We start from the raw sequence: 21613 nt of genomic DNA, 5'->3' as shown, positions 1-21613 counted from the left end.
GGCGACAATGGAGGACGTGACAGCCACGTTGAGCAAGCCCAGCCTGAAGATCGGCCCCTACGAGGTCGATCCGCCGGTCGTGCTCGCTCCCATGGCCGGCATCACCAACGTCGCGTTCCGGCAGTTGTGCCAGGAGTACGGCGCCGGTATCTACGTCTGCGAGATGATCACCGCCCGCGCGGTGGTCGAGCGCCACCCCGGCACGATGCACATGATGACCTTCGGCGAGAACGAAAAGCCCAGGTCCATGCAGCTTTACGGGGTCGACCCCAAGACCATGGCCGAGGCCGTCCGCATCATCACCGGCGAGGGGCTCGCCGACCACATCGACAGCAACTTCGGCTGCCCGGTGGCGAAGGTGACGCGCAAGGGCGGCGGAGCGGCGCTGCCGTTCAAACGCAAGCTGTTCGCCGACATCGTGCGCGAGTCGGCGAAGGCCGCGGCCGAGGCGGGTGTGCCGTTCACGGTCAAGTTCCGGGTGGGTATCGACGACGACCACCTGACCTACCTCGACGCCGGGCGCATCGCCGAGGCGGAGGGCGCGGCGGCGGTCAGCCTGCACGCGCGCACCGCCGCGCAGCGCTACTCCGGCCAGGCCGACTGGACGAAGATCGCGGCACTGAAGGAAGCGGTCACCAGCATTCCGGTGCTCGGCAACGGCGACATCTTCTCCGCCGAAGACGCGTTGCGGATGGTCGACGAGACCGGCTGCGACGGTGTCGTCGTCGGCCGCGGTTGCCTGGGCAGGCCGTGGCTGTTCGGCGAACTGGAAGCCGCCTTCGCCGGGCGCCCGCAGCCGACGCCGCCGAACCTCGGCGAGGTCGCGAAGGTGCTGCGCCGCCACACGGAGCTGCTCGTCGAGCACGACGGCCACGACAAGGCCATGCGCGACATCCGCAAGCACATGGCTTGGTACTTCATGGGTTTCCCGGTCGGCTCCGAACTTCGCCGCGGTTTCGCGATGTTGTCCAGCATGGACGAACTCGACGATCTCATCGCCAAGCTCGACCACGACGCCCCGTTCCCCAGCGCCGCCACCGGGCCGCGCGGGCGGCAGGGTTCGCCGGGCAAGGTCACGCTGCCGCACGGCTGGCTCGACGACCCGGACGACGACTGCGTGCCCGAGGCCGAGGACATGCATTCGGGCGGCTAGCCGTCCCCGTAAAGTCGGCGTCGTGATCGAGCAGCTGAGCATCCCCACCGCGGCCGGTTCCTTCGACGCCATCGCGGCCGGCCCCGAGGACGGCCGCCCTGTCCTGCTGCTGCACGGCTTTCCCGAGGCAGCGGTGGAATGGGAGCACCAGGTCGCGACGCTCGGCGTGCTCGGCTATCGCGCGGTGGCCCCGGATCAGCGCGGCTACTCCCCGGACGTCCGGCCGGAACAGGCGTCCGAGTACACCATCGACCACCTCGTCGGTGACGTCGTCGCGATCGCGGATCGCTTGGGGTGGAACGAATTCGATCTTGTCGGGCACGACTGGGGCGGCGCCGTCGCATGGTGGACGGCCGACGCGCATCCCGGCAGGCTCCGCAGTCTCGCCGTGATTTCGACGCCACATCCGGCGGCGCTGGCGGAGGCCATGAAGACCGACGAGGACCAGCACCTCCGTTCGGGGTACATGACCGAGTGGCGGCAGACCAGGGTCACCGAACGGCGGATGCTCGAGAACGACGCCGACGCGCTGCGCCGCATGTTCGACTGGAAGGTGTCGCCGAGCAAGGTCGACGAGTACGTCCGGCGCCTGACCGAACCGGGCGCGCTGACCGCCGCGCTCAACTGGTACCGCGCCGGCCGCCCCGGCGGGAAGATCGGCCCGATCGACGTGCCGACGCTCTACATCTGGAGCACCGAGGACGCCGCCTTCGGCTCGACGGCCGCGCTCGACACCGCGAACCGGGTCACCGGTCCGTACCGCTTCGAGATGATCGAGGACGTCTCACACTGGGTGGTGGAAGAGGCACCCGAAGCCGTCACTTCTTTGCTCGTGGAGCACCTTTCATCCCACTAACAGGGGTAACTCTGGTCGCGGTACCGGTTACAGCGGGCCTGCTGGTTCAGTGGGGCCGATGAACAACATGACCGAAGTGGACACCGAACGCATCGTCTACGTCACCGAGGACGGCGAGCCGACCGGTGAAACCGCGCCCAAGCTGGCTGCCCACCACGAGAACACCCGGCTGCACCTCGCGTTCTCCTGCTATCTGTTGCGCAGCAGCGACCAGGCCCTGCTGATCACCAGCCGCGCCGCCACCAAGAAGGTGTGGCCCCGGGTCTGGACCAACAGTGTCTGCGGGCATCCCGCACCGGGTGAACCGATCGAGGAGGCCGTCCGTCGCCGGGCCGCCTTCGAGCTCGGCTTGCCCCGATTGGACGGACTCCGGTGTGTCCTCCCGTCCTATCGCTACTCCACGCCGCCGTTCGAAGGCGTGGTCGAGAACGAGTTCTGCCCGGTGTTCGTCGCCTGGGTCGACGAAGATCCGGAACCGCATCCGGACGAGGTCGGCGACTGGCGGTGGCTGAGCTGGAATGATTACGCACTGTTGCTGAATGACGATGTGACTGACGTGAGTTACTGGGCGAAAGATCAGTTTTCGCAGCTCAAAGACGTCGAGCCGTTTTCCTCCTTAGGGAACGGCACTCCGGTGCGTGACAATGGCGCCGAATCGTCGTCCTCTTGAGCGATATTCACTTTGGCCCGTACTCACACCTCAAGAGATCCCTCCTATACGACGAAAACCAATTCGTGGCGGAGGTGAGCGTGGCAGCCGACGACGAGGCCGCGCTCCCATCGGGCGCGCCGACCACCGATCTGCTCAGCCTGCACGAGTCGATCGCGCGAGTCCTCGCCACGCAGGGTGATTGGCGCCGCGCGTACCACCACCTCCAGTCCGCTTTGGACCTCGCCAGGGCGGGCAGCCTGCGGGACACCCTGACGTCCAGTTACAACCGCCGTTACCTCGATCAGTGGCTGCACGGCCCGGCCGTCGACCACCGCGGCCCGCCCGGTGTCGCCATCGCCTTGGTCGATCTCGACCTGTTCAAGGGCGTCAACGACACTTTCGGGCATCTGGTCGGCGACCGCGTACTCCGGGAGGTGGCCGACCTCCTGCAGCAAGGACTCCCGCCGGAAGCGTTCTGCGCCCGCTACGGCGGCGAGGAATTCGCGCTCGTCATCCCCGACGTCGACGCCGCCCGCGCCGTGCGCATCGCCGACACCGCCCGTATCCGGGTGGCCCGCCATCCGTGGCGCCGGATCCGTCCCGGCCTCTCGGTGACGATCAGCGTGGGACTCGCGCACGAAAGCCGCACGGAACCGGATATCGCGGCGGAACCGGAACGGCAGTTGCGCAGCGCCGACGCTTTGTTGTATATGGCGAAACGGGCGGGGAGAAACAAAGTGGCCTATCAGGACGAGGAATCGTCACGAACGATTCCTCAGCCGGTGAACGCGGCCGAGTCCGCGGGCGCCTAGCCACCCACTCGATCAAGCGTCGCACTCTGCGTAGCGGTTTCACGCCTTTTAACGCAGCTTTAACCACGACCGCTCACCCGATCGCATGGACCGTTCGGCGCTTCTCGGTACCTTGCGTGAAGAAAATTCCGGGATGGTTGTCGTCACGAACCCGAGGTGTCCGTACGATAACGAACGAGCTTCGACGAGTCGTGAAAGGAGACCGAGTGCCCGACGAGCACCACAACCCGGGGACCGGTCGCCACAGTCACACCGACAGGAGCGCCGGTGAGCGCGGCCGCAGGGCCCGACGCCGCTCGATGGACACCCACGGCGGGATCAGTGTTTCCGACGTCGTCGCACGTCACACCGGTGAACGCCCGGTCTTCGATCCCACCGCCGACGCGCCGGCTCCGCGCCGCCTCCGCCAGAGCGAACCGGCGCCCGAGCCGCCGAGACCCGGTGCGCGCGCCGCTCGGACGGAGCCGCCCGCACCTCGCCGTCCTCGTCCGGCCGCTCCCGTCGAAAGCCCGGCACCCGCGCCTCGCGCGGCCAAACCCGCCACGCCGCGAGCACAGACGCCACCGCGGAACCCGCAGCCCACCGAGACCCCGCGTCCGCCTCGCGCGCGTCAGCCGCGCCGCGCCACACAGGCCGCGCCCGGTCCCGAAGCGCCGACTCAGCGCCGCCCGCCGTTGGTGAACCCGGGCGCGCAGCAGCAGCCCGCGGCACCGCCGCCCCCGCGTCGTCCCCGCCGCCCGGTGCAGCGGCCGGTGCAGCAGGCACCGGTCCCGCCGCCGTCGCCGGGTGTCCCGCCGAGGTCCGAGATGGACCGGCTCACCATGACCGACGAGCTCGAGGCGATCGACGACGCGACGATCACCAAGCGGAAGATCGACCACACGCTGGCCCGGTTCTCCGCCGCGCACGACGAACTCGAGGCCGAAGAGGCCAAGAAACGCGAGCGCCGCGAACGGCTCGCCGCCCGCCCCGCCGCATTGCTGGAGCAGACCCGCACGGCACTGCAGCGGGTGGTCACGACCACCGATTCGGCGCCCGCGGAAGCCGCCGAGGAGTCGGCGCCGCAGACCCGGCTGCAGGAGAAGAAGGAACGCAAGACCAGGCAGACGGCCAAGGCAGGCCGGATCGCCGCCGCCGTGGTCGCCGCGCTCGTGTTCCTCTCCATCGGTTCGGCGTGGGGCGCCCAGACCTGGTTCGACGCGAAGTTCAACACCGTCGCTTCGCTCGACGAAGACTCGTCCGACATCCAGGACGCCGCGGGTCAGACCGGCGACGAGAACTTCCTGATGGTCGGTTCCGACAGTCGCGACGGTGCGGCCGCCGAAGACGGCGTCGGCGACGCCGACGGCACTCCGGGCGCCCGTTCGGACACGGTCATGATCGCGCACGTCCCCGCCGACCGGCAGCGCGTCGTCATGGTGTCCTTCCCGCGCGACCTGGAGATCAGCCGCCCGGAATGCAAGCGCTGGGATCCCGCGACGTCGTCGTACTCGGAGGAGACCTCGCCGGCGCAGAAGATCGCGAAGCTGAACACGGCTTACGCGGTCGGCGGCCCGCAGTGCGTCACGAAGGTCATCCAGCAGATCACCGGCATGAAGATGAACCACTTCGTCGGGATCGACTTCAACGGCTTCAAATCCATGGTCGACGCCGTGCAGGGCGTCACCGTGTACAACGAGAAGCCGGTCGACGACACCACGCTCGGCATGATCATCCCGCAGGCCGGCGAGGTGCGGATCTCCGGCGACCAGGCGCTGAACTACGTCCGGGCGCGGCACGTCAAGGGCGACCCGACGTCGGACTACGGCCGGATCAAACGGCAGCAGGCCTTCCTCGGCGCGCTGCTGAAGACCGTGATGTCGAAGGAAGTCATCCTGGACACCGGCAAGCTCAGCGGGTTCATCGACGCGTTCGCCAAGGCCACCTTCGGCGAGAACCTCGGCATCAAGCAGATGATGACGCTGGCGAAGTCGATGCGCGGGATGGGGTCGGACAAGGTCAAGTTCCTGACCGTGCCCACCACCGAAGAGGCGAACAAGCGCGGCAACGAGGTGCTGGTCCAGAGCAGGGCGAAGGCCGTCTTCGACGCGCTGATCAACAACACCCCGCTGGAGGAGAAGGCGCCGGCACCTCCCGCTGCCGGTGACACGCCGTCCGCTCCGACCAGCTCCGCCAAATCCGGCGGCGCCAAGAAGAGCAGCAGCTCAGGCTGAGGATCATTCGTTAGTCCGGGTTCACGTCGGGTTCACTCTGGGATGCGGCTTTTGGTCCCTGTTCCCCGTAGGGTTGGGCCATGCGTGAGGCTTACCATGTCGAACTCGAACAGCTCGCCGAGAACCTAGCGAGCATGTCGCTCCAGGTCGCCGACGCGATGGAGCGGGCGACCCGGGCGTTGCTCGAGGTCGATCTCGGACTCGCCGAGCAGGTGATCAGCGACGACGCGAAGGTCGACGACGCGCGCGCCGAATGCGAGGAGCAGGCGTACGCGCTGCTGGCCCTGCAGGCACCTGTCGCGACCGACCTGCGGACCGTCCTCGCCGCGATCCACGCGGCGGAGAGCCTGGAGCGAATGGGCGATCTGGCACTGCACGTGGCCAAGGCCGCGCGCCGCCGTCACCCGGATCCCGTGCTGCCCGACGAGGTGAAGGCCGACTTCGCCAAGATGGGCGAGGTCGGGGTGAATCTGGCCCGCCAGGTCGAGCAGGTCATCAAGTCCAAGGATGTCGAGGCCGCCCGCACGATCGAGTCGGACGACGACGAGGTCGACGAGATCCACAAGCACCTGTTCACGGTCATCATGGACCGGAACTGGGACCACGGCGTCGCCGCGGCCGTGGACGTCACCCTGCTGGGCCGCTTCTACGAGCGCTTCGCCGACCACGCCGTCTCGGTCGCGCGCCGGATGATCTTCGTGGTGACCGGCAAGATGCCCGGCTACGGTCCCGACGAGCTGTAACTTCCGTCGCGCAGGGGCCCTTCACCGCATCTCAGCGGTGAAGGGCCCCTTCGTCGTCTCACGGGCCGACGCTCGCGGACTGACTCACGCCACTCACGACCGCCTGGGCCGATGTCGGTCGTTTCGCGTGATCAGGCGGACGACACACGTGAGCCGATGGACGACACGCGTGATCAGGCGGACGACACTGCCGCGGCTGGACTACGCGGCGAGCCGTCCCTCTGGACACGCGTGTCGTCCGTTCAATCACACGTGTCGTCCGTTCAATCACACGAGATGGCCAAACCCGCGCGAGACCGTCACCTGTGCTCCCCACCCTGCCAGAGCCCAAGCGCGTGAAGGCCCCCTTTCCTCGGCTGAGCCGAGGGAAGGGGGCCTTCACGCAATAAGAGAGACTCAGCCGAAGCGGCCCGAGATGTAGTCCTCGGTCGCCTTCTCGTCCGGGTTCGAGAAGATCTTCTCGGTGTCGTTCAGCTCCACCAGGCGACCCGGCTGGCCGACGCCCGCCAGGTTGAAGAACGCGGTCTGGTCCGACACCCGCGCCGCCTGCTGCATGTTGTGCGTCACGATGACGATCGTGTACTCCTTCTTGAGCTCACCGATCAGGTCCTCGATGGCGAGGGTCGAGATCGGGTCGAGCGCGGAGCACGGCTCGTCCATCAGCAGCACGTCGGGCCGCACGGCGATCGCCCGCGCGATGCAGAGTCGCTGCTGCTGACCACCGGAGAGGCCGCCGCCCGGCTTGTTCAGCCGGTCCTTGACCTCGTTCCACAGGTTCGCGCCGCGCAGGGCGCGCTCGGCGACGTCGTCGAGTTCCTTCTTGCCCTTGGTGCCGCCCAGGCGCAGGCCGGCCACGACGTTGTCGCGGATGGACATCGTCGGGAAGGGGTTGGGCCGCTGGAACACCATGCCGATCGTGCGGCGGACCTGCACCGGGTCGACCCCGGCACCGTAGATGTCCTCGCCGTCGAGCAGCACCTCGCCCTCGACGCGGGCGCCGGGGATGACCTCGTGCATGCGGTTCAGCGTGCGCAGGACGGTCGACTTGCCGCAGCCCGACGGGCCGATGAACGCGGTGACGTTCCGCGGCGGCACCGAGAGGGTGACGCCGTCCACGGCGTGGAATTTGCCGTAGTAGATGTCCACGTCTTTGACGTCGATTCGTTTGGCCATCTCAAACAGCTCACTTCTTCTTCGGGGCGACAAGACGGGCAAAGAGCATGGCGAGGAGGTTCACGATCGCGATGATCAGCACCAGGGTGAGCGCCGCTCCCCAGATCCTGTCGAACGCGACGGTACCTTCGTCGAACGGGTTGCTGACCCGTTCGTTGTTCATCAGAAGCGGCAGAGCGGCCTGCTCGCCACCGAAGATGTCCCAGTTCACGTAGGCGGAGTAGCCCACGAGGACCAGCAGCGGCGCGGTCTCGCCCATGACCCGGGCGAGCGCCATCATGATGCCGCCGATGATGCCGGACAGCGCGGTCGGCAGGACGATCTTCATGATCGTCTTCCACTTCGGCACGCCGAGCGCGTAGGAGGCTTCGCGCAGGTCGTCCGGGACGATCCGCAGCATCTCCTCCGAGGAGCGCACGACCACCGGGATCATCAGCAGCACCAGGGCGAGCGACACGGCGAAACCGCTGCGCGGGAGGCCGAACGTGGTGATCCACAGGGCGTAGATGAACAGCGCCGCGACGATCGAGGGGACACCGGAGAGGATGTCCACCATGAACGTGGTGATCTTCGCGAGTTTGCCGCGGCCGTACTCGACCAGGTAGATCGCGACCAGCATGCCGATCGGCACCGCGATGATCGCGCAGACCAGGCCTTGCAGCACGGAGCCGATGACGGCGTGGGCGACGCCACCGCCGACCTCGTCCGACAGCACCGAGCCGAAGTCCTCGGTCCACCAGTTGCTGTAGGGGATCCGCTTGACACCGTTGATGACCACGGTGGCGAGCAGCCACACCAGCGGCACGACGGCGATCAGGAACGACAGCCAGATCAGTGCGGTGGCGAAGCCGTTCTTGGCCTTCCTGGCCAGGCTGACCTGCTGGAAGGCGGGCGTGGTGGCGGGGGTCTTCTCGAGCGTGGTGGACATGCTCAGTCCCCCTTCTTGGCGATGATGGATCGCGCGGCGAAGTTGACGACGAACGTCAGCAGGAACAGCACGAGGCCGGCCGCGATGTACGCGCCCGCCGAGATCTCGTTGTTGAGCTCCGCGTAGTCCGCCGCGATCTTCGAGGCGAACGTGGCGCCGCCGTCGAAGAGGCTCCAGGTGAACTCGCGGCCCACCGCGCCGGTCAGGATGATCGCGAGCGCGATCGTCTCGCCGAGCGCGCGGCCGAGGCCGAGCATCGAAGCACCGATGTAACCCGCCTTGCCGAACGGCAGCACCGTGGTGCGGATGACCTCCCAGCGGGTGGCGCCCAGGGCCAGCGCGCCTTCGATATGCGGGGTGGGGGTCCGCTCGAACACCTCACGGGACAGCGAGGTGATGATCGGCAGGATCATCACGGCCAGCACGATGCCCGCGGTGAAGATCGTGCCACGCATGTCCGGCGAGACGTTGCCCGCCGCGAAGATCGGGATCCACGAGAAGGTGTCGTTGACCCACTGGGAGAAGGGCTCGATCGTCGGCGCGAAGACCATGAGGCCCCACAGGCCGTAGATGATCGAGGGGACCGCGGCGAGCAGGTCGATCACGTACGCGAACGGTCGCGCCAGCCGCTTCGGCGCGTACTGGGTGAGGAAGAGGGCGATCCCGAGCGAGATCGGCATCGCGATGACCAGCGCCAGCAGGGACGAGTACACCGTGACGAGCAGCAGGCCCATGATCCCGAAGCGCATGTCCTCCGGGGTGGTCTGCCAGACCTGGCTGGTCAGGAAGTTCACGTTGTCGGCCTGGAGCGCCGGGATGGCCTGCACCAGCAGGAACAACCCGATCAGGCCGATCAGTGCGACGACGAAGACGCCGGCACCGGTGGTCAGGAACTGGAAGATGCGGTCACCGGGTCGCACCGTCCTGGAATTGGGGCTCGCGAGCGGCACCGAGGACTTCTCGGGCGGTGACGCGGCAGGTTGCTCCGAAATCGGGTCCTCCGTGAAGGTCTCGCGGACGCCAGAACGCCCACCGGGGTCGCCGGTGGGCGTTCTGGGCGAAGATGAATCGCTCATCGACTACTTCTGTCCAGCCTGTCTTTTACTGATCAACCTGAAGGTTGGCAACAGGGTCAGGCGATGGCCTTGACAGCGGTCAGGACCTTGTCCTGCAGGCTCTGCGGGATCGGCACGTAACCCTTGTCCGCGAGCGGCTTCTGGCCGTCCGTGGCGGCGACGGTCAGGAAGGCCTTGACGGCCTTCGCGACCTCGGCGTCGGCGTACTTCGAGCAGACGATCTCGTAGGTGGCGAGGATGACCGGGTAGGCGCCGGGGACGTTGCTGGAGTAGATCGCGTCCAGGTCCAGCGCGAGGTCGTTGGTGCCCTCCTTCTTGAACTTCGCCGCGTCGAGGGACTTGGCGACGTTCGCGGCGGTCAGCTCGACACCGCCGGAGCCGCTGTCGATGAGGGCGGTGCTGATGCCGTCCTTCGCGAACGCGGACTCGACGTAGGTGATGGCACCGTCGGTGGCCTTGACCGCGCTGGCCACACCATTGGACTTCTCGGCACCGTTACCGACGCCACCGTTGAACTTCTTGCCGTCGCCCTGGGTCCAGGCGCCCTTCGAGGCGACCTTCAGGTACTTCTGGAAGTTGTCGGTGGTGCCCGACTCGTCGGTGCGGGAGATGACCTGGATCGGCTTGTCCGGCAGGTTGACGCTCTCGTTGCCCTTGACCGCCTTGATGGCCGGGTCGTTCCACTTGGTGATGCCGCCGTTGAAGATCTTGGCGGTGACCTCGGGGGTCAGGGTCAGCTTGTCGACCCCGGAGACCTTGTAGGCGACCGCGACGGGGCCGATGACGAGCGGGAGGTTCCACGCGTCGGAGGCGCACCGGGCCTTGGCCTTGTCGGCCTCATCGCCGGACTTGAGCGGCGAGTCGGATCCGGCGAAGTCGACCTGGTTGCCGTTGAACTGCTTGACGCCGGCGCCCGAACCGCTGGGGTTGTAGTTCACCTTCTGACCGGAGCACTTGGCGGCGTAGGCCTGCACGAAGATGTCGATCGCGGTCTTCTGCGCGGACGAGCCCTCGGCGGAAAGCGGGTTCTTGCCGCCACAGTCGACGTCGGCCGTGCCGCTGGGGGCGGCGGCGGCACCGGTGCTGCCGGGCTTGGTCGCCGCCGGGTCGGATCCACAGGCGCCGAGCACGAGGGCGGCGGTGGCCACGATGCCGATCGCGCCCGCGGGCCGCATGATCTTCACTGCATTTCCTCCACTGGGAGACTTTCGCCGGATCGGTGGAACGGGAGCGTTCCTTCCGGACCCGGACACTAAGCACCGACAGTGGACAGGCGACCGTCTAAGGGTGAACGACAGGTGAACAAGGCGGCCGATGTGAGCAGCGCGACTACTCCGAAAGTGGCCCGTGTCCCAGCCGTGACCTGCGCGTCTGCTCTCCGTGACCGGTCAAGTGCCGCACGTGTGAACGCGGTTACCGAGCGTATTGGACGTCTACCTCGTATCGGGTGAAGCCGAGCTTCGAATAGACCGCGAGTGCCGGCGCGTTGTCGCCTTCGACGTACAAGATCACTTGGCCCAGCCCGCGATCACGGAGGTACCGCAGCCCGGCGAGCGTGAGCGCCTTCCCGAGGCCACCGCCCTGGGCGTCGGGATCGATGCCGACGACGTAGACCTCGCCGGCGGGCTCGCCGCCGAAGCGACCGGGGACGGCTTCGTGGACCTTCGTCCAGTGGAAGCCGATGACCTTCCCGTCCTCTTCCGCGAGGAAGAAGCCCTCGGGGTCGAACCAGGCTTCCTTCTCGGTCGCCCGGACCTCGTCGGCGGTCAGGGCGCCCTGCTCGGGGTGCCAGTCGAAGGCGCGCGCGTTGACGCGGACCATCGCTTCCTCGTCCTGACCGGGGACGAACGTGCGCAGCGTGATCCCTTCGCGCGTCACGGGTTCCGGCCAGTCCGCGGCCTCTGCATCGGCGTGCAGGATCAGCAATTCGCGGGCGCGCTCGAAGCCTTCGGTCCCGGCGAGGTGGACGGCGGCGGGATGGTCGCCGTGCGCCCAGACGCGCAGCGGCTTGCCCGCGACGTGGTCGACGAGCGCCTTGACGAGCGCCCTGCCGTGCCCGGAGCGGCGATGCGCGGGGTGCACGAACAGTTCGGCGACCTGGTTGCCGTGCGAGTCGCCTTCGGTGTCCAGGTGCGCGTACGCGACCAACTCACCGTCGAGGCGCCCCAGAAGATGCTGCCCACCGGCGAACCCGGTGTCCTCCGGACGGCCGTCGGCCTCGCGCACGGCGAGCAGGAAGCGGCGGATCTCTTCCGTTTCCGGTTCACGGGTCCAAGCCAGATCGAGCATGAAACCGACCCTACCGGGGAACCCGATGCCCGCCCGGACGTCTTGTCAGACAGGAAAGGGGACTCAGTGCGCGGAAAGCTCGGTCGGCTCGTAGACGCTCGCGTCCGGGGCGACGGCCTGCTTGGCGGCGGCGCTGCCCTTCGAAGGCCGCTCGAACTTGTAGCCGACGTTGCGCACGGTTCCGATCATCTGCTCGTGCTCGGGTCCCAGCTTCGCGCGCAGGCGCCGGACGTGGACGTCGACCGTGCGCGTGCCACCGAAGAAGTCGTAACCCCAGACCTCCTGCAGCAGCTGGGCACGGGTGAACACCCGGCCCGCGTGCTGGGCGAGGTACTTGAGGAGCTCGAATTCCTTGTACGTCAGTTCGAGGGTGCGCTTGCGGAGCTTCGCGGTGTAGGTCGCCTCGTCGATGACCAGCTCGCCGACCCGGAGTTCGGCGTCGACCTGCGCGGCGCCGCCGTCGCGGGTGGTGACGAGGCGCAGACGGGCGTCGACCTCGGCGGGACCGGCCGTCGGGAGGAGGATGTCGTCGGTGCGCCATTCCGCGCTGACCGCGACCAGGCCGCCTTCGCCGACGACGGCGATGACCGGCGTGGAGGTTTCGTCCTCACCGGCGCCTTTGAGCAGGCGGCAGAGGCTCTTCGCGGAGGCGAGATCGCTGCGGGCGTCGAGGACGATGACGTCGCGGTGGCCGGCGTCGAGCAGCGCGGTCACTTCCGGAGCACGGACGCGTACGGTGTGGGGCAGCAGATCCAGAGCGGGCAATACCGTGGTGGCATCTGCTTCCGCGGTCAGTACCAGAAGGTCCAGGCTCATCGCCGCACCGCCTTCAGTCGTGGTCGCCTCGAACGTGGCTACAGCCGGTGCTTGGTGAGAATAGCGGGTGAACAGCCGAGGACCTACCCCGTGCTGGATCGATCACACCTGGCCAAAGAGGTTTACGAAGGAGATTCGACACAATGGTGAGCAGGCCCGTGGCGCGTGACGACCGACCGTCTTCCGGCCGGTCCGCCAAGCGAGGAAAGCGCCGTGGCCGGGGCTGGCTCATCGCCCTCGCGGTGCTGGTGGTGCTGCTGGTCGGGGCCGATTTCGGGGCGGCGGCGTTCGCCGAGCACACGATCTCCCAGAAGGCCCGCCAGCAGCTGGATCTGGCCAACGATCCGGCGGTCACGGTGCACGGTTTCCCGTTCCTGACCCAGGCCCTCTCCGGTGACTACAGTCACATCACGATCAACGCGCAGGGCGTCGCCGTTCCGCCGCGGCTGCGGGACGTGGACTTCAACGCCGACCTGAGCGACGTCACGGCCCCGTTGTCGGATCTGACGTCCGGCAACACGAAGTCGATCGTCATCGGCACGCTCAAGGGCGAGGTGACGATCAAGGCCGCGGACATCGCGCGGCAGGCACCGCTGGACAAGATCGAGAACCTGAAGATCGAGCCGGTCACCGAGGACTACGTCCGCAACGGCGACAGCGGGCAGGGCGAGACCAAGCCGACCGCGACGAACGAGAACGGCGAGCCGGTCGACACCGCCAGCACCGGGATCCGGGTTTCGGGCAACGTGCAGATCGCCGGGCAGAAGGTGGAGATCTTCTGCTTCGCGATGATCGAACTGGACGGGCAGAAGATCCGTCTCGAACCCAAGCGGCTCCAGTTCGGGAATGACAAGGAGACCACCGTCGTTCCCCAGGCCGTACAGGACGCGCTGCTGCCGAACTTCAACGCGACCATCGACACGGGCGCGATGCCGTTCTCGGTGACCCCGACGTCGGTGCGGGTGAACAGCGGCTCGGTGACCATCAAGGGTGAAGGCAAGAACGTCGCCTTCAGTGGAGCGAAGCCTCAGGGGTGACTTGCGGATGACCGGGGTGTGGGTGCTGCTGGGCGTACTGGTGCTCGGCGGGGTCGCGGGCGCGCTGCTGCAGGCGCGCAACGGCCGCATCCGCGCGGCGAAGTCCACCGCGCCCGCACTGCCCGGCCGCGTCTCCGACGCCCTCGCGCCCGAGGGCGTCACCCTGGTCCAGATCTCCACGACGTTCTGCGCCCCGTGCCGCCACACCCGCGCGATCCTGTCCGCGCTCGCGGAGAAGACCGACGGCCTCACCCATGTCGATCTGGACGTCACCGAAACCCCCGAAGTCGCCAAGGCGCTGTCGGTGCTGCGAACCCCGACGACCCTGGCGTTGACCGCGGACGGCAGGGAGGTCTTGCGCGTCGGCGGCGTTCCCCGAGGTCAGGACCTTCTCGAAGCCCTGAAGCCCCATTTGGCGAACGCCTGATCCCGGATTTCGGGAAGCGTCCCAAGGTGTGAACACGGTTCCCAACCTGAGGGAGCTCTGCGTACCCTCGTGCCCGTGAACCGGCTGCCCCGAACCTTGCTGACCCAGCGCCGCGCAGTGGACCTGTGCCGCGTTCGCAGCAGCCTGTGTCCCGGCGTTCGCTGAACCACGCCTGCGTGTGCCCGCCCGGCACGCACCTCTTTCCCTCTCGTTCGCAGGAGGAACCATGTCCGCAGGACCGGCCGTCGATCCCCGTGGTCCGCGGTTCGCCGCCATCCTGACGACGATCGTGCTCGCGATCGTGCTCATCACCCAGTGGTGGCCACTGCTCGCGGCGCAGGCGGTGGTGTTCGCGATCGGTGCCTTCATCGGACTGAAGCCGGCGCCGTACTCCCTGATCTATCGCTACCTCGTCGCGCCGCGGCTCGGCCCGACGACCGAACGCGAGGATGCCGCCCCGCTGCGGTTCGCGCAGGCCGTCGGTTTCGTGTTCGCCGTGGTCGGCACCGTCGGTTTCGCCACCGGCCTGACCGCGCTCGGCTTCGTCGCGACGGCGTTCGCGCTGCTCGCGGCCTTCCTCAACGCGGCGTTCAACTTCTGTCTCGGTTGCGAGATGTACCTGCTCATCAAGCGTTTCAGCCCCAGCCCTCGCGCGTCCTAACCCAGAAAGAGAGTCAGCTCCCATGAGCCGTGAAGACGTCCTGGTCACCACCCAGTGGGCCGAGGAGAACCTGGACACCCCGGGTGTCGTGTTCATCGAGGTCGACGAGGACACGACCGCGTACGACAACGGACACATCCGCGGTGCGGTGAAGTTCGACTGGCGCAAGGACCTGCAGGACGGTGTCCGCCGCGACTTCGTCAACAAGGAGGGCTTCGAGAAGCTGCTGTCCGAGAAGGGCATCTCGAACGACGACCGCGTGATCCTCTACGGCGGCAACAACAACTGGTTCGCCGCGTACGCGTACTGGTACTTCAAGCTCTACGGCCACGACAAGGTGCAGCTGCTCGACGGCGGCCGCAAGAAGTGGGAGCTCGACGGCCGGGAGCTGAACTCGGACGAGGTCAAGCGCGAGCCGACCGAGTACAAGGCCAAGGAGCAGGACCTCTCGATCCGCGCGTTCCGCGACGAGGTCGTCGCCGAGATCGGCAAGAGCAACTACGTCGACGTGCGCTCGCCCGACGAGTTCTCCGGCAAGCTGCTCGCCCCGGCGCACCTGCCGCAGGAGCAGTCGCAGGTTCCTGGCCACATCCCGGGCGCGCTGAACGTCCCGTGGGCGAAGGTCGCCAACGAGGACGGCACCTTCAAGACCGAGGAAGAGATCAAGGAGCTGTACTCCGACGAGGGCCTCGACGAGTCGAAGGCCACGATCGCGTACTGCCGGATCGGTGAGCGTTCGTCCATCGCGTGGTTCGCGCTGCACGAGCTCCTCGGTTATGACCAGGTGAAGAACTACGACGGTTCGTGGACGGAATACGGCTCGCTTGTCGGCGTGCCGGTCGAGTTGGGAGCCAAGTGATGGCAGATGACAGCTGCGGCGCACCGGCCCAGGAGGCCACGCCCGCCGATTACGACACCCGCGGCCAGGTCGTGCTGGCAGGCAAGGTGACCGGTGCGGAGGGCCCCGTCGGCGGCGCCTTCGTGCGGTTGCTGGACGGCGGCGGCGACTTCACCGGCGAGGTGGTCTCGTCGGCCGACGGCGATTTCCGCTTCTACGCGGCCCCCGGTGACTGGACGGTGCGCGCGCTGCACCGCTCCGGCAACGGCGAGGCCTCCGTCACCGCGCAGGGTCCGGGCGTGCACCAGCTCGCCATCTCCGTCGCCTGACGTTTCGCGCGTGAAGGCCCCCTTCCCTCGGCTGAGCCGAGGGAAGGGGGCCTTCACGTACTTGTGGGCACTGCCACGCGACCTCGGCAGGCCTGTCCGGGCAGGTAGCGACTAAAGTGCGTGGCGTGGAGATCCTGTTTACGACCCTGCTGGTGCTCGCCGGCGTCGCGATCACCTGGTTCGCCGTGTACGTCGTCTACCGGCTTTACGCGGACCAGCGCTGACCGATGACGGCTAGTGGCGACGAGGCCATCCAGGCCGCGGAAAAGCGCGCGGAAAACACGCGCGACCGGAACCTTCCGCAATTCGACGACCTGCCCATCCCGGGCGATACGGCGAACCTGCGCGAGGGGCCGAACCTCAACGACGCCTGCCTGGCGCTTTTGCCGCTGGTCGGCGTCTGGCGCGGCGAGGGCGAGGTCGACTATCCGACCATCGACGGCCCGTACCGGTTCGGCATGCAGCTGACCATCGCGCACGACGGCCGCCCGTTCCTCACGCACGAGGCGCGTGCCTGGCTGCTCGACGAGGACGGCAAGGTCATCCGTCCCGCCGCGCGCGAATCCGGGTTCTGGCGCCCGCAGGCCGACGACACGATCGAACTCCTGCTGACCCACAACACCGGCATCGTGGAACTCTTCTACGGCAAGCCGCGGGGCAAGGCCTCGGTCCCGGCCTGGGAGCTCGGCACCGACGCGGTCGTCCGCACTTCGACCGCCAAGGACGTCACGGCTTCGCAGCGGCTCTACGGCATCGTCAACGGCGAACTCGGCTACGTCGAGGAGCGCGCGATGATGGGCCAGGAACTGCAGCCGCACACGTCGGCGCTGCTGCGTCGCGTGGTGGGCTGACCCTCTTCCCATGCGGTGGCGTGCCTACGGCGAGCACGCCGCCCTGCTCGACTGCGCTTCCCTGACCGAGTCGATGGCGGCGCACGCGACGGTCACGTCCGCGCGCCCGCCCGGGATCGCCGAACTCGTTCCCGGCGCCCGAAGCCTGCTCGTGGTGGAGATCCCGGGTTCCGGCGCCCTCGCGGCCGTCCGCGAACTGCTCGCGGGCGCCGACCTCGAACATCCGCCGGAAGGCGAATCCCGGGAGATCACGCTCGACGTGACCTATGACGGGGAAGACCTCGAACTCGTCGCGCGGGACGCCGGAGTGTCCACTGAGGACGTTGTCCGGCTCCACACCGGCGCCGTCTACACCGTGGCCTTCACCGGCTTCGCGCCAGGATTCGGTTACCTGACGGGGCTTCCGGAGCCGCTGCGACAGCCGCGGCTGTCCGCTCCGCGTACCCGCGTGCCGCCGGGCTCGGTCGGTATCGCGGGCGAGTTCACCGGCGTGTACCCGCGGGTCTCGCCCGGTGGCTGGCGGCTGATCGGCCACACCCGGACCGTCCTGTTCGATCCGCGCGCCGACCCGCCCGCGGTGCTGGCACCGGGCGACCGCGTGCGGTTCCGGAGCGCCGGATGAGAGCCCTGGAAGTGGTCGCGACCGGTCCGCTCGCGCTGGTACAGGACCTCGGCAGGCCCGGTTTCGCGCATCTCGGTGTCCCGCCGTCCGGCGCGCTGGACGTCCCGGCGCTGAAGCTGGCCAACCGGCTCGTCGGCAATGACGAAGGAGCCGCGGGAGTCGAGTGCCTGTTCGGCGGGTTACGGCTGCGCGCCACGACGTCCTGCACCATCGCGGTGACCGGCCCCGCCGTCGCCGTCGAGGTCGACGGCCGCCCCGTCGGCTCGCACGCGCCGGTGTGGCTGGCGGCGGGGCAGGTCGTGGCGATCGGTGCTCCTGCCACCGGATTACGGTGCTACCTGGCGGTTTCCGGCGGAATCGCGGTCGGGGCGGAACTCGGCAGCCGGTCGCGGGACGTTCTCTCGGAGATCGGGCCGTCGCCGCTGAAAGCGGGCGACATCCTCCCGCTCGGCACGCCGTCCGTCTCGAGCGGCGCCGATGTCGTGCTGCCCACGGTGGCACCGGCCGAGCTCGTCGTGCTGATCGACCCGGGGCCACGGGCGCACTGGTTCGAGGACCCGGCGGCCGCACTCGCGAAGACCTGGACGGTGACGGCGGAATCGAACCGCGTCGGCCTCCGGCTCGACGGACCCGCCCTGACTCGCGCGGCCGAATACGCGGAGCGGGAACTGCCGAGCGAAGGCCTGCTGACGGGCGCCGTCCAGGTGCCGCCGAACGGGTTGCCGGTGGTGTTCTTGGCGGATCATCCAACTACCGGTGGTTATCCGGTGGCGGCCGTGGTGAGACAGGCGTCACTCCCGGCCCTCGCACAGGCCCGACCCGGAACCCTTCTCCGCTTTCACTCGTCCACGAGGGTGTGGAACAGGTAAAGGTCGACGGTGGCACGGGTGTCATCGACACGAATTCGGTCCCCACCCAACCAGAGCTTCCGCAGTCGCTGCGGATCGCGCTGGCCACCGGGCAGATGCGGCGCCCGCTCGGCGATACGCTCCGCCCGCTTCTCGACCTCTTCGCCGACGGCGAATACCAGGTCGCCGGACCCGAGCGGCTGGCCGAGGACCGCTACCTGACCCCGAGCGCCGACTGGCCGCCCGCCGACGTGTCGCGCGTCGGGTACTACCGGACCGCGATCAAGAGCGGGCACCGGCCGGTCGCCATCGTGCTGGAGACCACCGACGCGGCGGTGATCCTCGACGGGCACCACAAGATCGCGGCCTACCGCGAAGAAGCGATCCTGCCGCATCTGCTGATCATCAGCCCGCTCAACTGAGGGACGTCCCGCGGTTCCGTGATCCGCAGGCCAGGATCGAGGATCTCGCGGACGAGCCGATCCTCGTCGTCTGCCCGCGCTGTGCCGGCCAGGCCTCGGTCACACCCGGACGGCTGACCTGCGCAGGCTGCGCGCTGGTGCGCGTTCCTCCGGCTCCCGACCACCGCGCGTGGAATCGTCCGGTCGACCCGTTCTTCCGCGAACCCCTGTGGCTGCGCGCCGACTGCTGCGGCGGGCACACCCTCTGGGCGTTCCACGCCCGGCACCTCGACCTGATCGAGCGGTCCGTCGGGGCGAAGCTGCGCGAACGCGGGCTCGGGGATCGTCCCGGCATGACCTTGGTCGCGAGGCTGCCCGCATGGATGACGACGGCCCAGCACCGGGACGAGGTCCTTCGGACCATCGCCAAGCTGCGCGCGACGCTCAGCTGATCGCGTACTCGCTCTCGTACGCGGCGGCCAGCTCGGCGTGGATCGCGCTGGAGTCGGTGAGCGCGGCGCCGTCGAGCGTGTGCACCCTGGTCAGCTTGCGGACCGACGACGCGAGGAACAGCCCTTCGCCCTCGGTGAGGTCCGCGACCTTGAGCGGCTCGACCTTGACCGACCAGCCCGCCCGCTCGGCGCCGCGGAACAGCGCCGCCTGCGTCGTTCCCGGCAGGATGCCGATGGTCGCCGGCGGCGTGTAGAGCGTCTTGTCCCGCGCGAGGACGACCGTCGAGGTCGGCCCTTCGAAGACCGTGCCGTCGGCGGCGGTGAAAATCACATCACTGGCGCCCCGGCGGCCCGCCTCACGAAGCGCGGCCATGTTGACGCCGTACGAGATCGACTTCGCACCCAGCAGCAGCCACGGCGCGCGCTCGGCGAGGTCGGGCTCGATACCGCGTTCGAGGGTGATCGCCGCGACGCCTTCGACACGGGCCCGCTGGACCTTCTCGTCGATCTCCACGCCGAGCGCGAACCCGAACGGCTTCGCCTCCGGATCGCCGTCGATTCCCCTGGTGTACACCAGTTTCAGCGCGATCTCGGCCGGGCCGGACCAGTTGTCGATGACGACCTGCGCGGCGCGCTCCCAAGCGGCGAGGTCCGGCTCCGGCAGGTCGAGCATGGCCGCGGAACGGGCCAGCCGCTCGAGGTGCGGGCGGAGCTCGCGGGGCCGTCCGTCGACGACGAGGATCGTCTCGAACACGCCGTCGCCGCGAAGCAACCCGAGGTCGTCTACTCGCAGGTGGGCGGCTTCGGGGTCGGCCAGGGTCCCGTCGAGGAAGGCAAGCACGCGCATGGGGACACGGTACTCACTAGCATGGGTTTCATGCCCTACCGCTCCCCCCTGCTCGACCTTCCCGGACCGATCGCGGCACCCGACGGGCATCCGGAAGAGGGTGTCCCGTGGCATTGGGGTGACCCCTTCGCCGAGCAACGGACGGCCGCGCGCGGCGCGGTCGTGATCGACCGTTCGCACCGCCAAATCCTGGCCGTGACCGGGGAAGAACGGTTGTCCTGGCTGCATTTGGTGATCTCGCAGCATGTCACCGGGCTCGCCGAAGGAACCGGCACCGAGGCGCTCGTGCTGGACAGCCAAGGCCGCGTCGACACGCACATGGTCGTCGCGCACGCGGCCGGCACGGTGTGGCTGGACAGCGACAGGGGCGCGGTGGCCTCCAGCGCACTGCCGTCCGGGGGCAAGCAACCGCTGCGCGAGTACCTCGAAGCGATGAAGTTCTGGTCCAAAGTGGACATCCGCGACGTCTCGGATGAGCTGGCGCTGCTGACCGTTCTCGGCCCCGACGCGGACCGTGTGCTGTCCGCCGTGGATGTCTCCCTGGGCTCGGATCCGTACTCGGTCGTGCCGATTCCCGGCGGTTTCGCGCGGCGGATGCCGTGGCCGGGGCGGCACAGCGTCGACCTGGCCGTCCCCCGCGCCGAACTCGCCGACTGGTGGCGCCGCCTGACCGACGCGGGCGCGCGACCGGCCGGCAGCTGGGCGTTCGACGCGCTGCGGGTCGAGTCGCTGCGGCCGCGGTTGGGTCTCGACACCGACGAGCGCACGATCCCGCACGAGGTGAACTGGGTCGACTCGGCGGCCCACGTCGCGAAGGGCTGCTACCGAGGGCAGGAGACCGTCGCGAAGGTCCACAACGTCGGGCGCCCGCCGCGCTACATGGCACTGTTGCACTTGGACGGTTCGCCGGAGATCACGCCGGAGACCGGCGATCCGGTGATGCTGGGCGAGCGGACGGTCGGCCGCGTCGGCAGCGTGGTGCAGCACCACGAACTCGGACCGATCGCGCTGGCGCTGGTCAAACGCTCGACGCAGCCGGGCGCGGAACTGCTGGTGGGTGCCGAGGATCGCGTCGTGCAGGCGGCCATCGACCCGGACTCGGTGCCCGGTGAGGCTCCGGCTCCTGGCCGGGAGGCGGCTCAGCGGCTGCGAGGTTGAGGCGGTTTCTCTCTGCGGCTGCGCCGTTCCGTGAAGGCCTCCTCGCCTACCTTGAAGGCCCCCTCGCTACCTGACGTCTTTGGCGGCATGGTCCGTGAAGGCCTCCTTGAGGGACTCTGGGTCCCTCAAGGAGGCCTTCACTACCTGCGGGCACGTCACTTTCGCCTCGCTGGTCACAGCGGCTGCGCGTGAAGACCCCTTCCCTCGGCTGAGCGCTGGAAACTCGCCCTTCACACAAGATCCAAGTACATGCGCCCACCACAGTCATCCACAGGTTGTCCACAACGCTGCCCGCCTGTGGACAACTCCGCCGACCAGCACTTTTCCCACCCCACCCCCGGTAGACTGGACCAGGGGCCGCCCCCGGGACGGGTGGGGGGCGGGCTCTGGAAGGAACCGAAAGACCGGCAGTGTGGCGGAGGGTGTCGTCA

Annotated in this window: 24 protein-coding genes; 17 read left to right on the top strand and 7 right to left on the bottom strand. The window is 68.4% G+C overall.

What is annotated here, in order from left to right; genetic code table 11:
* The first annotated feature begins 7 nt into the window (after positions 1-7).
* From dusB to phoU, 6 genes are all read left to right on the top strand, one after another.
* Positions 8-1153 (top strand): tRNA dihydrouridine synthase DusB, encoded by a 1146-nt coding sequence (dusB, locus tag CVV72_RS31015; RefSeq protein WP_034314478.1) that lies wholly within the window; start codon positions 8-10, stop codon positions 1151-1153.
* Between the two features lie 22 nt (positions 1154-1175).
* Positions 1176-2009, top strand: a complete 834-nt coding sequence (locus CVV72_RS31010) for an alpha/beta fold hydrolase (protein WP_219147312.1) — start codon at positions 1176-1178, stop codon at positions 2007-2009.
* A 58-nt stretch (positions 2010-2067) separates the two neighbouring features.
* Positions 2068-2679, top strand: coding sequence for an isopentenyl-diphosphate Delta-isomerase (gene idi / locus CVV72_RS31005; RefSeq protein ID WP_219147311.1), 612 nt, complete (start codon positions 2068-2070; stop codon positions 2677-2679).
* A gap of 65 nt (positions 2680-2744) precedes the next feature.
* The gene (locus CVV72_RS31000; RefSeq protein WP_219147310.1) at positions 2745-3473 is read left to right on the top strand and encodes a GGDEF domain-containing protein; all 729 of its coding nucleotides are present in this window, start codon (positions 2745-2747) and stop codon (positions 3471-3473) included.
* A gap of 806 nt (positions 3474-4279) precedes the next feature.
* Positions 4280-5686 (top strand): LCP family protein, encoded by a 1407-nt coding sequence (locus CVV72_RS30995; protein WP_219154242.1) that lies wholly within the window; start codon positions 4280-4282, stop codon positions 5684-5686.
* A gap of 80 nt (positions 5687-5766) precedes the next feature.
* On the top strand, positions 5767-6429 hold the full coding sequence (gene phoU / locus CVV72_RS30990; RefSeq protein WP_034312635.1) for a phosphate signaling complex protein PhoU: 663 nt from the start codon (positions 5767-5769) through the stop codon (positions 6427-6429).
* Between the two features lie 396 nt (positions 6430-6825).
* Here the strand turns inward: phoU and pstB are convergent, their stop codons facing one another.
* The 6 genes from pstB to CVV72_RS30960 all read right to left on the bottom strand — a co-directional run bounded on the left by pstB (position 6826) and on the right by CVV72_RS30960 (position 12711).
* Complete coding sequence (gene pstB, locus CVV72_RS30985) at positions 6826-7602, bottom strand: phosphate ABC transporter ATP-binding protein PstB (RefSeq protein ID WP_016338000.1); 777 nt, start codon at positions 7600-7602, stop codon at positions 6826-6828.
* A gap of 10 nt (positions 7603-7612) precedes the next feature.
* On the bottom strand, positions 7613-8530 hold the full coding sequence (gene pstA, locus CVV72_RS30980; RefSeq protein ID WP_034312630.1) for a phosphate ABC transporter permease PstA: 918 nt from the start codon (positions 8528-8530) through the stop codon (positions 7613-7615).
* A 2-nt stretch (positions 8531-8532) separates the two neighbouring features.
* Positions 8533-9450 carry a phosphate ABC transporter permease subunit PstC gene (gene pstC, locus CVV72_RS30975; protein ID WP_219154240.1) on the bottom strand — a complete coding sequence of 306 codons (918 nt, stop codon included), beginning with the start codon at positions 9448-9450 and terminating at the stop codon, positions 8533-8535.
* Between the two features lie 212 nt (positions 9451-9662).
* Complete coding sequence (gene pstS / locus CVV72_RS30970) at positions 9663-10790, bottom strand: phosphate ABC transporter substrate-binding protein PstS (protein WP_219147309.1); 1128 nt, start codon at positions 10788-10790, stop codon at positions 9663-9665.
* Between the two features lie 229 nt (positions 10791-11019).
* A complete protein-coding gene (mshD, locus tag CVV72_RS30965; protein WP_219147308.1) occupies positions 11020-11895 on the bottom strand; it encodes a mycothiol synthase in 876 nt (291 codons plus the stop codon).
* Positions 11896-11958: 63 nt separating this feature from the next.
* Complete coding sequence (locus tag CVV72_RS30960) at positions 11959-12711, bottom strand: response regulator transcription factor (protein ID WP_219147307.1); 753 nt, start codon at positions 12709-12711, stop codon at positions 11959-11961.
* Positions 12712-12854: 143 nt separating this feature from the next.
* Here CVV72_RS30960 and CVV72_RS30955 point away from each other — a divergent pair, with 143 nt between their 5' ends.
* From CVV72_RS30955 to CVV72_RS30910, 10 genes are all read left to right on the top strand, one after another.
* Positions 12855-13748 (top strand): DUF2993 domain-containing protein, encoded by an 894-nt coding sequence (locus CVV72_RS30955; RefSeq protein ID WP_219147306.1) that lies wholly within the window; start codon positions 12855-12857, stop codon positions 13746-13748.
* A 7-nt stretch (positions 13749-13755) separates the two neighbouring features.
* Entirely contained in the window at positions 13756-14175 is a 420-nt protein-coding gene (locus CVV72_RS30950; RefSeq protein WP_219147304.1) for a thioredoxin family protein, read from the top strand.
* 226 nt (positions 14176-14401) lie between these two features.
* Positions 14402-14836: a DUF4395 domain-containing protein gene (locus CVV72_RS30945; RefSeq protein ID WP_219147302.1), complete on the top strand. Its 435-nt coding sequence runs from the start codon at positions 14402-14404 to the stop codon at positions 14834-14836.
* A 22-nt stretch (positions 14837-14858) separates the two neighbouring features.
* Complete coding sequence (locus CVV72_RS30940; protein ID WP_034312619.1) at positions 14859-15695, top strand: sulfurtransferase; 837 nt, start codon at positions 14859-14861, stop codon at positions 15693-15695.
* The gene (locus tag CVV72_RS30935; protein WP_125679653.1) at positions 15695-16003 is read left to right on the top strand and encodes a DUF1416 domain-containing protein; all 309 of its coding nucleotides are present in this window, start codon (positions 15695-15697) and stop codon (positions 16001-16003) included. The genes CVV72_RS30940 and CVV72_RS30935 overlap by 1 nt, the downstream gene beginning before the upstream one ends.
* Positions 16004-16230: 227 nt before the next feature.
* Positions 16231-16854, top strand: coding sequence for an FABP family protein (locus tag CVV72_RS30930; protein WP_219147300.1), 624 nt, complete (start codon positions 16231-16233; stop codon positions 16852-16854).
* 10 nt (positions 16855-16864) lie between these two features.
* Positions 16865-17476, top strand: a complete 612-nt coding sequence (gene pxpB / locus CVV72_RS30925) for a 5-oxoprolinase subunit PxpB (protein WP_219147298.1) — start codon at positions 16865-16867, stop codon at positions 17474-17476.
* Positions 17473-18345 carry a biotin-dependent carboxyltransferase family protein gene (locus CVV72_RS30920; protein WP_219147296.1) on the top strand — a complete coding sequence of 291 codons (873 nt, stop codon included), beginning with the start codon at positions 17473-17475 and terminating at the stop codon, positions 18343-18345. Before pxpB ends, CVV72_RS30920 begins: the two co-directional genes overlap by 4 nt.
* A complete protein-coding gene (locus CVV72_RS30915; protein ID WP_219147294.1) occupies positions 18333-18746 on the top strand; it encodes a hypothetical protein in 414 nt (137 codons plus the stop codon). Before CVV72_RS30920 ends, CVV72_RS30915 begins: the two co-directional genes overlap by 13 nt.
* A 137-nt stretch (positions 18747-18883) precedes the next feature.
* Positions 18884-19177, top strand: a complete 294-nt coding sequence (locus CVV72_RS30910) for a hypothetical protein (protein ID WP_255632312.1) — start codon at positions 18884-18886, stop codon at positions 19175-19177.
* Here the strand turns inward: CVV72_RS30910 and CVV72_RS30905 are convergent.
* A complete protein-coding gene (locus tag CVV72_RS30905) occupies positions 19170-20024 on the bottom strand; it encodes an aminodeoxychorismate lyase (RefSeq protein ID WP_219147292.1) in 855 nt (284 codons plus the stop codon). The two genes, CVV72_RS30910 and CVV72_RS30905, sit on opposite strands and share 8 nt — an antisense overlap.
* A 30-nt stretch (positions 20025-20054) precedes the next feature.
* Here CVV72_RS30905 and CVV72_RS30900 point away from each other — a divergent pair, with 30 nt between their 5' ends.
* Entirely contained in the window at positions 20055-21182 is a 1128-nt protein-coding gene (locus CVV72_RS30900) for a folate-binding protein YgfZ (protein WP_219147290.1), read from the top strand.
* Positions 21183-21613: the final 431 nt, after the last annotated feature.

Source organism: Amycolatopsis sp. TNS106, from assembly GCF_019330265.1.
GTDB lineage: Bacteria > Actinomycetota > Actinomycetes > Mycobacteriales > Pseudonocardiaceae > Amycolatopsis > Amycolatopsis lurida.
Note: the sequence above shows the minus strand (reverse complement) of the source record. Positions and strands in the feature narration are given on the sequence as shown.

Bases quoted from the DNA above. Each gene is read 5' to 3' on its own strand.
- dusB (WP_034314478.1), top strand. From the start codon at position 8: ATGGAGGACGTGACAGCCACGTTGAGCAAGCCCAGCCTGAAGATCGGC.
- idi (WP_219147311.1), top strand. From the start codon at position 2,068: ATGAACAACATGACCGAAGTGGACACCGAACGCATCGTCTACGTCACC.
- CVV72_RS30995 (WP_219154242.1), top strand. From the start codon at position 4,280: ATGGACCGGCTCACCATGACCGACGAGCTCGAGGCGATCGACGACGCG.
- phoU (WP_034312635.1), top strand. From the start codon at position 5,767: ATGCGTGAGGCTTACCATGTCGAACTCGAACAGCTCGCCGAGAACCTA.
- pstB (WP_016338000.1), bottom strand. From the start codon at position 7,602: ATGGCCAAACGAATCGACGTCAAAGACGTGGACATCTACTACGGCAAA.
- pstA (WP_034312630.1), bottom strand. From the start codon at position 8,530: ATGTCCACCACGCTCGAGAAGACCCCCGCCACCACGCCCGCCTTCCAG.
- mshD (WP_219147308.1), bottom strand. From the start codon at position 11,895: ATGCTCGATCTGGCTTGGACCCGTGAACCGGAAACGGAAGAGATCCGC.
- CVV72_RS30960 (WP_219147307.1), bottom strand. From the start codon at position 12,711: ATGAGCCTGGACCTTCTGGTACTGACCGCGGAAGCAGATGCCACCACG.
- CVV72_RS30955 (WP_219147306.1), top strand. From the start codon at position 12,855: ATGGTGAGCAGGCCCGTGGCGCGTGACGACCGACCGTCTTCCGGCCGG.
- CVV72_RS30950 (WP_219147304.1), top strand. From the start codon at position 13,756: ATGACCGGGGTGTGGGTGCTGCTGGGCGTACTGGTGCTCGGCGGGGTC.
- CVV72_RS30945 (WP_219147302.1), top strand. From the start codon at position 14,402: ATGTCCGCAGGACCGGCCGTCGATCCCCGTGGTCCGCGGTTCGCCGCC.
- CVV72_RS30940 (WP_034312619.1), top strand. From the start codon at position 14,859: ATGAGCCGTGAAGACGTCCTGGTCACCACCCAGTGGGCCGAGGAGAAC.
- CVV72_RS30935 (WP_125679653.1), top strand. From the start codon at position 15,695: ATGGCAGATGACAGCTGCGGCGCACCGGCCCAGGAGGCCACGCCCGCC.
- CVV72_RS30930 (WP_219147300.1), top strand. From the start codon at position 16,231: ATGACGGCTAGTGGCGACGAGGCCATCCAGGCCGCGGAAAAGCGCGCG.
- pxpB (WP_219147298.1), top strand. From the start codon at position 16,865: ATGCGGTGGCGTGCCTACGGCGAGCACGCCGCCCTGCTCGACTGCGCT.
- CVV72_RS30920 (WP_219147296.1), top strand. From the start codon at position 17,473: ATGAGAGCCCTGGAAGTGGTCGCGACCGGTCCGCTCGCGCTGGTACAG.
- CVV72_RS30905 (WP_219147292.1), bottom strand. From the start codon at position 20,024: ATGCGCGTGCTTGCCTTCCTCGACGGGACCCTGGCCGACCCCGAAGCC.
- CVV72_RS30900 (WP_219147290.1), top strand. From the start codon at position 20,055: ATGCCCTACCGCTCCCCCCTGCTCGACCTTCCCGGACCGATCGCGGCA.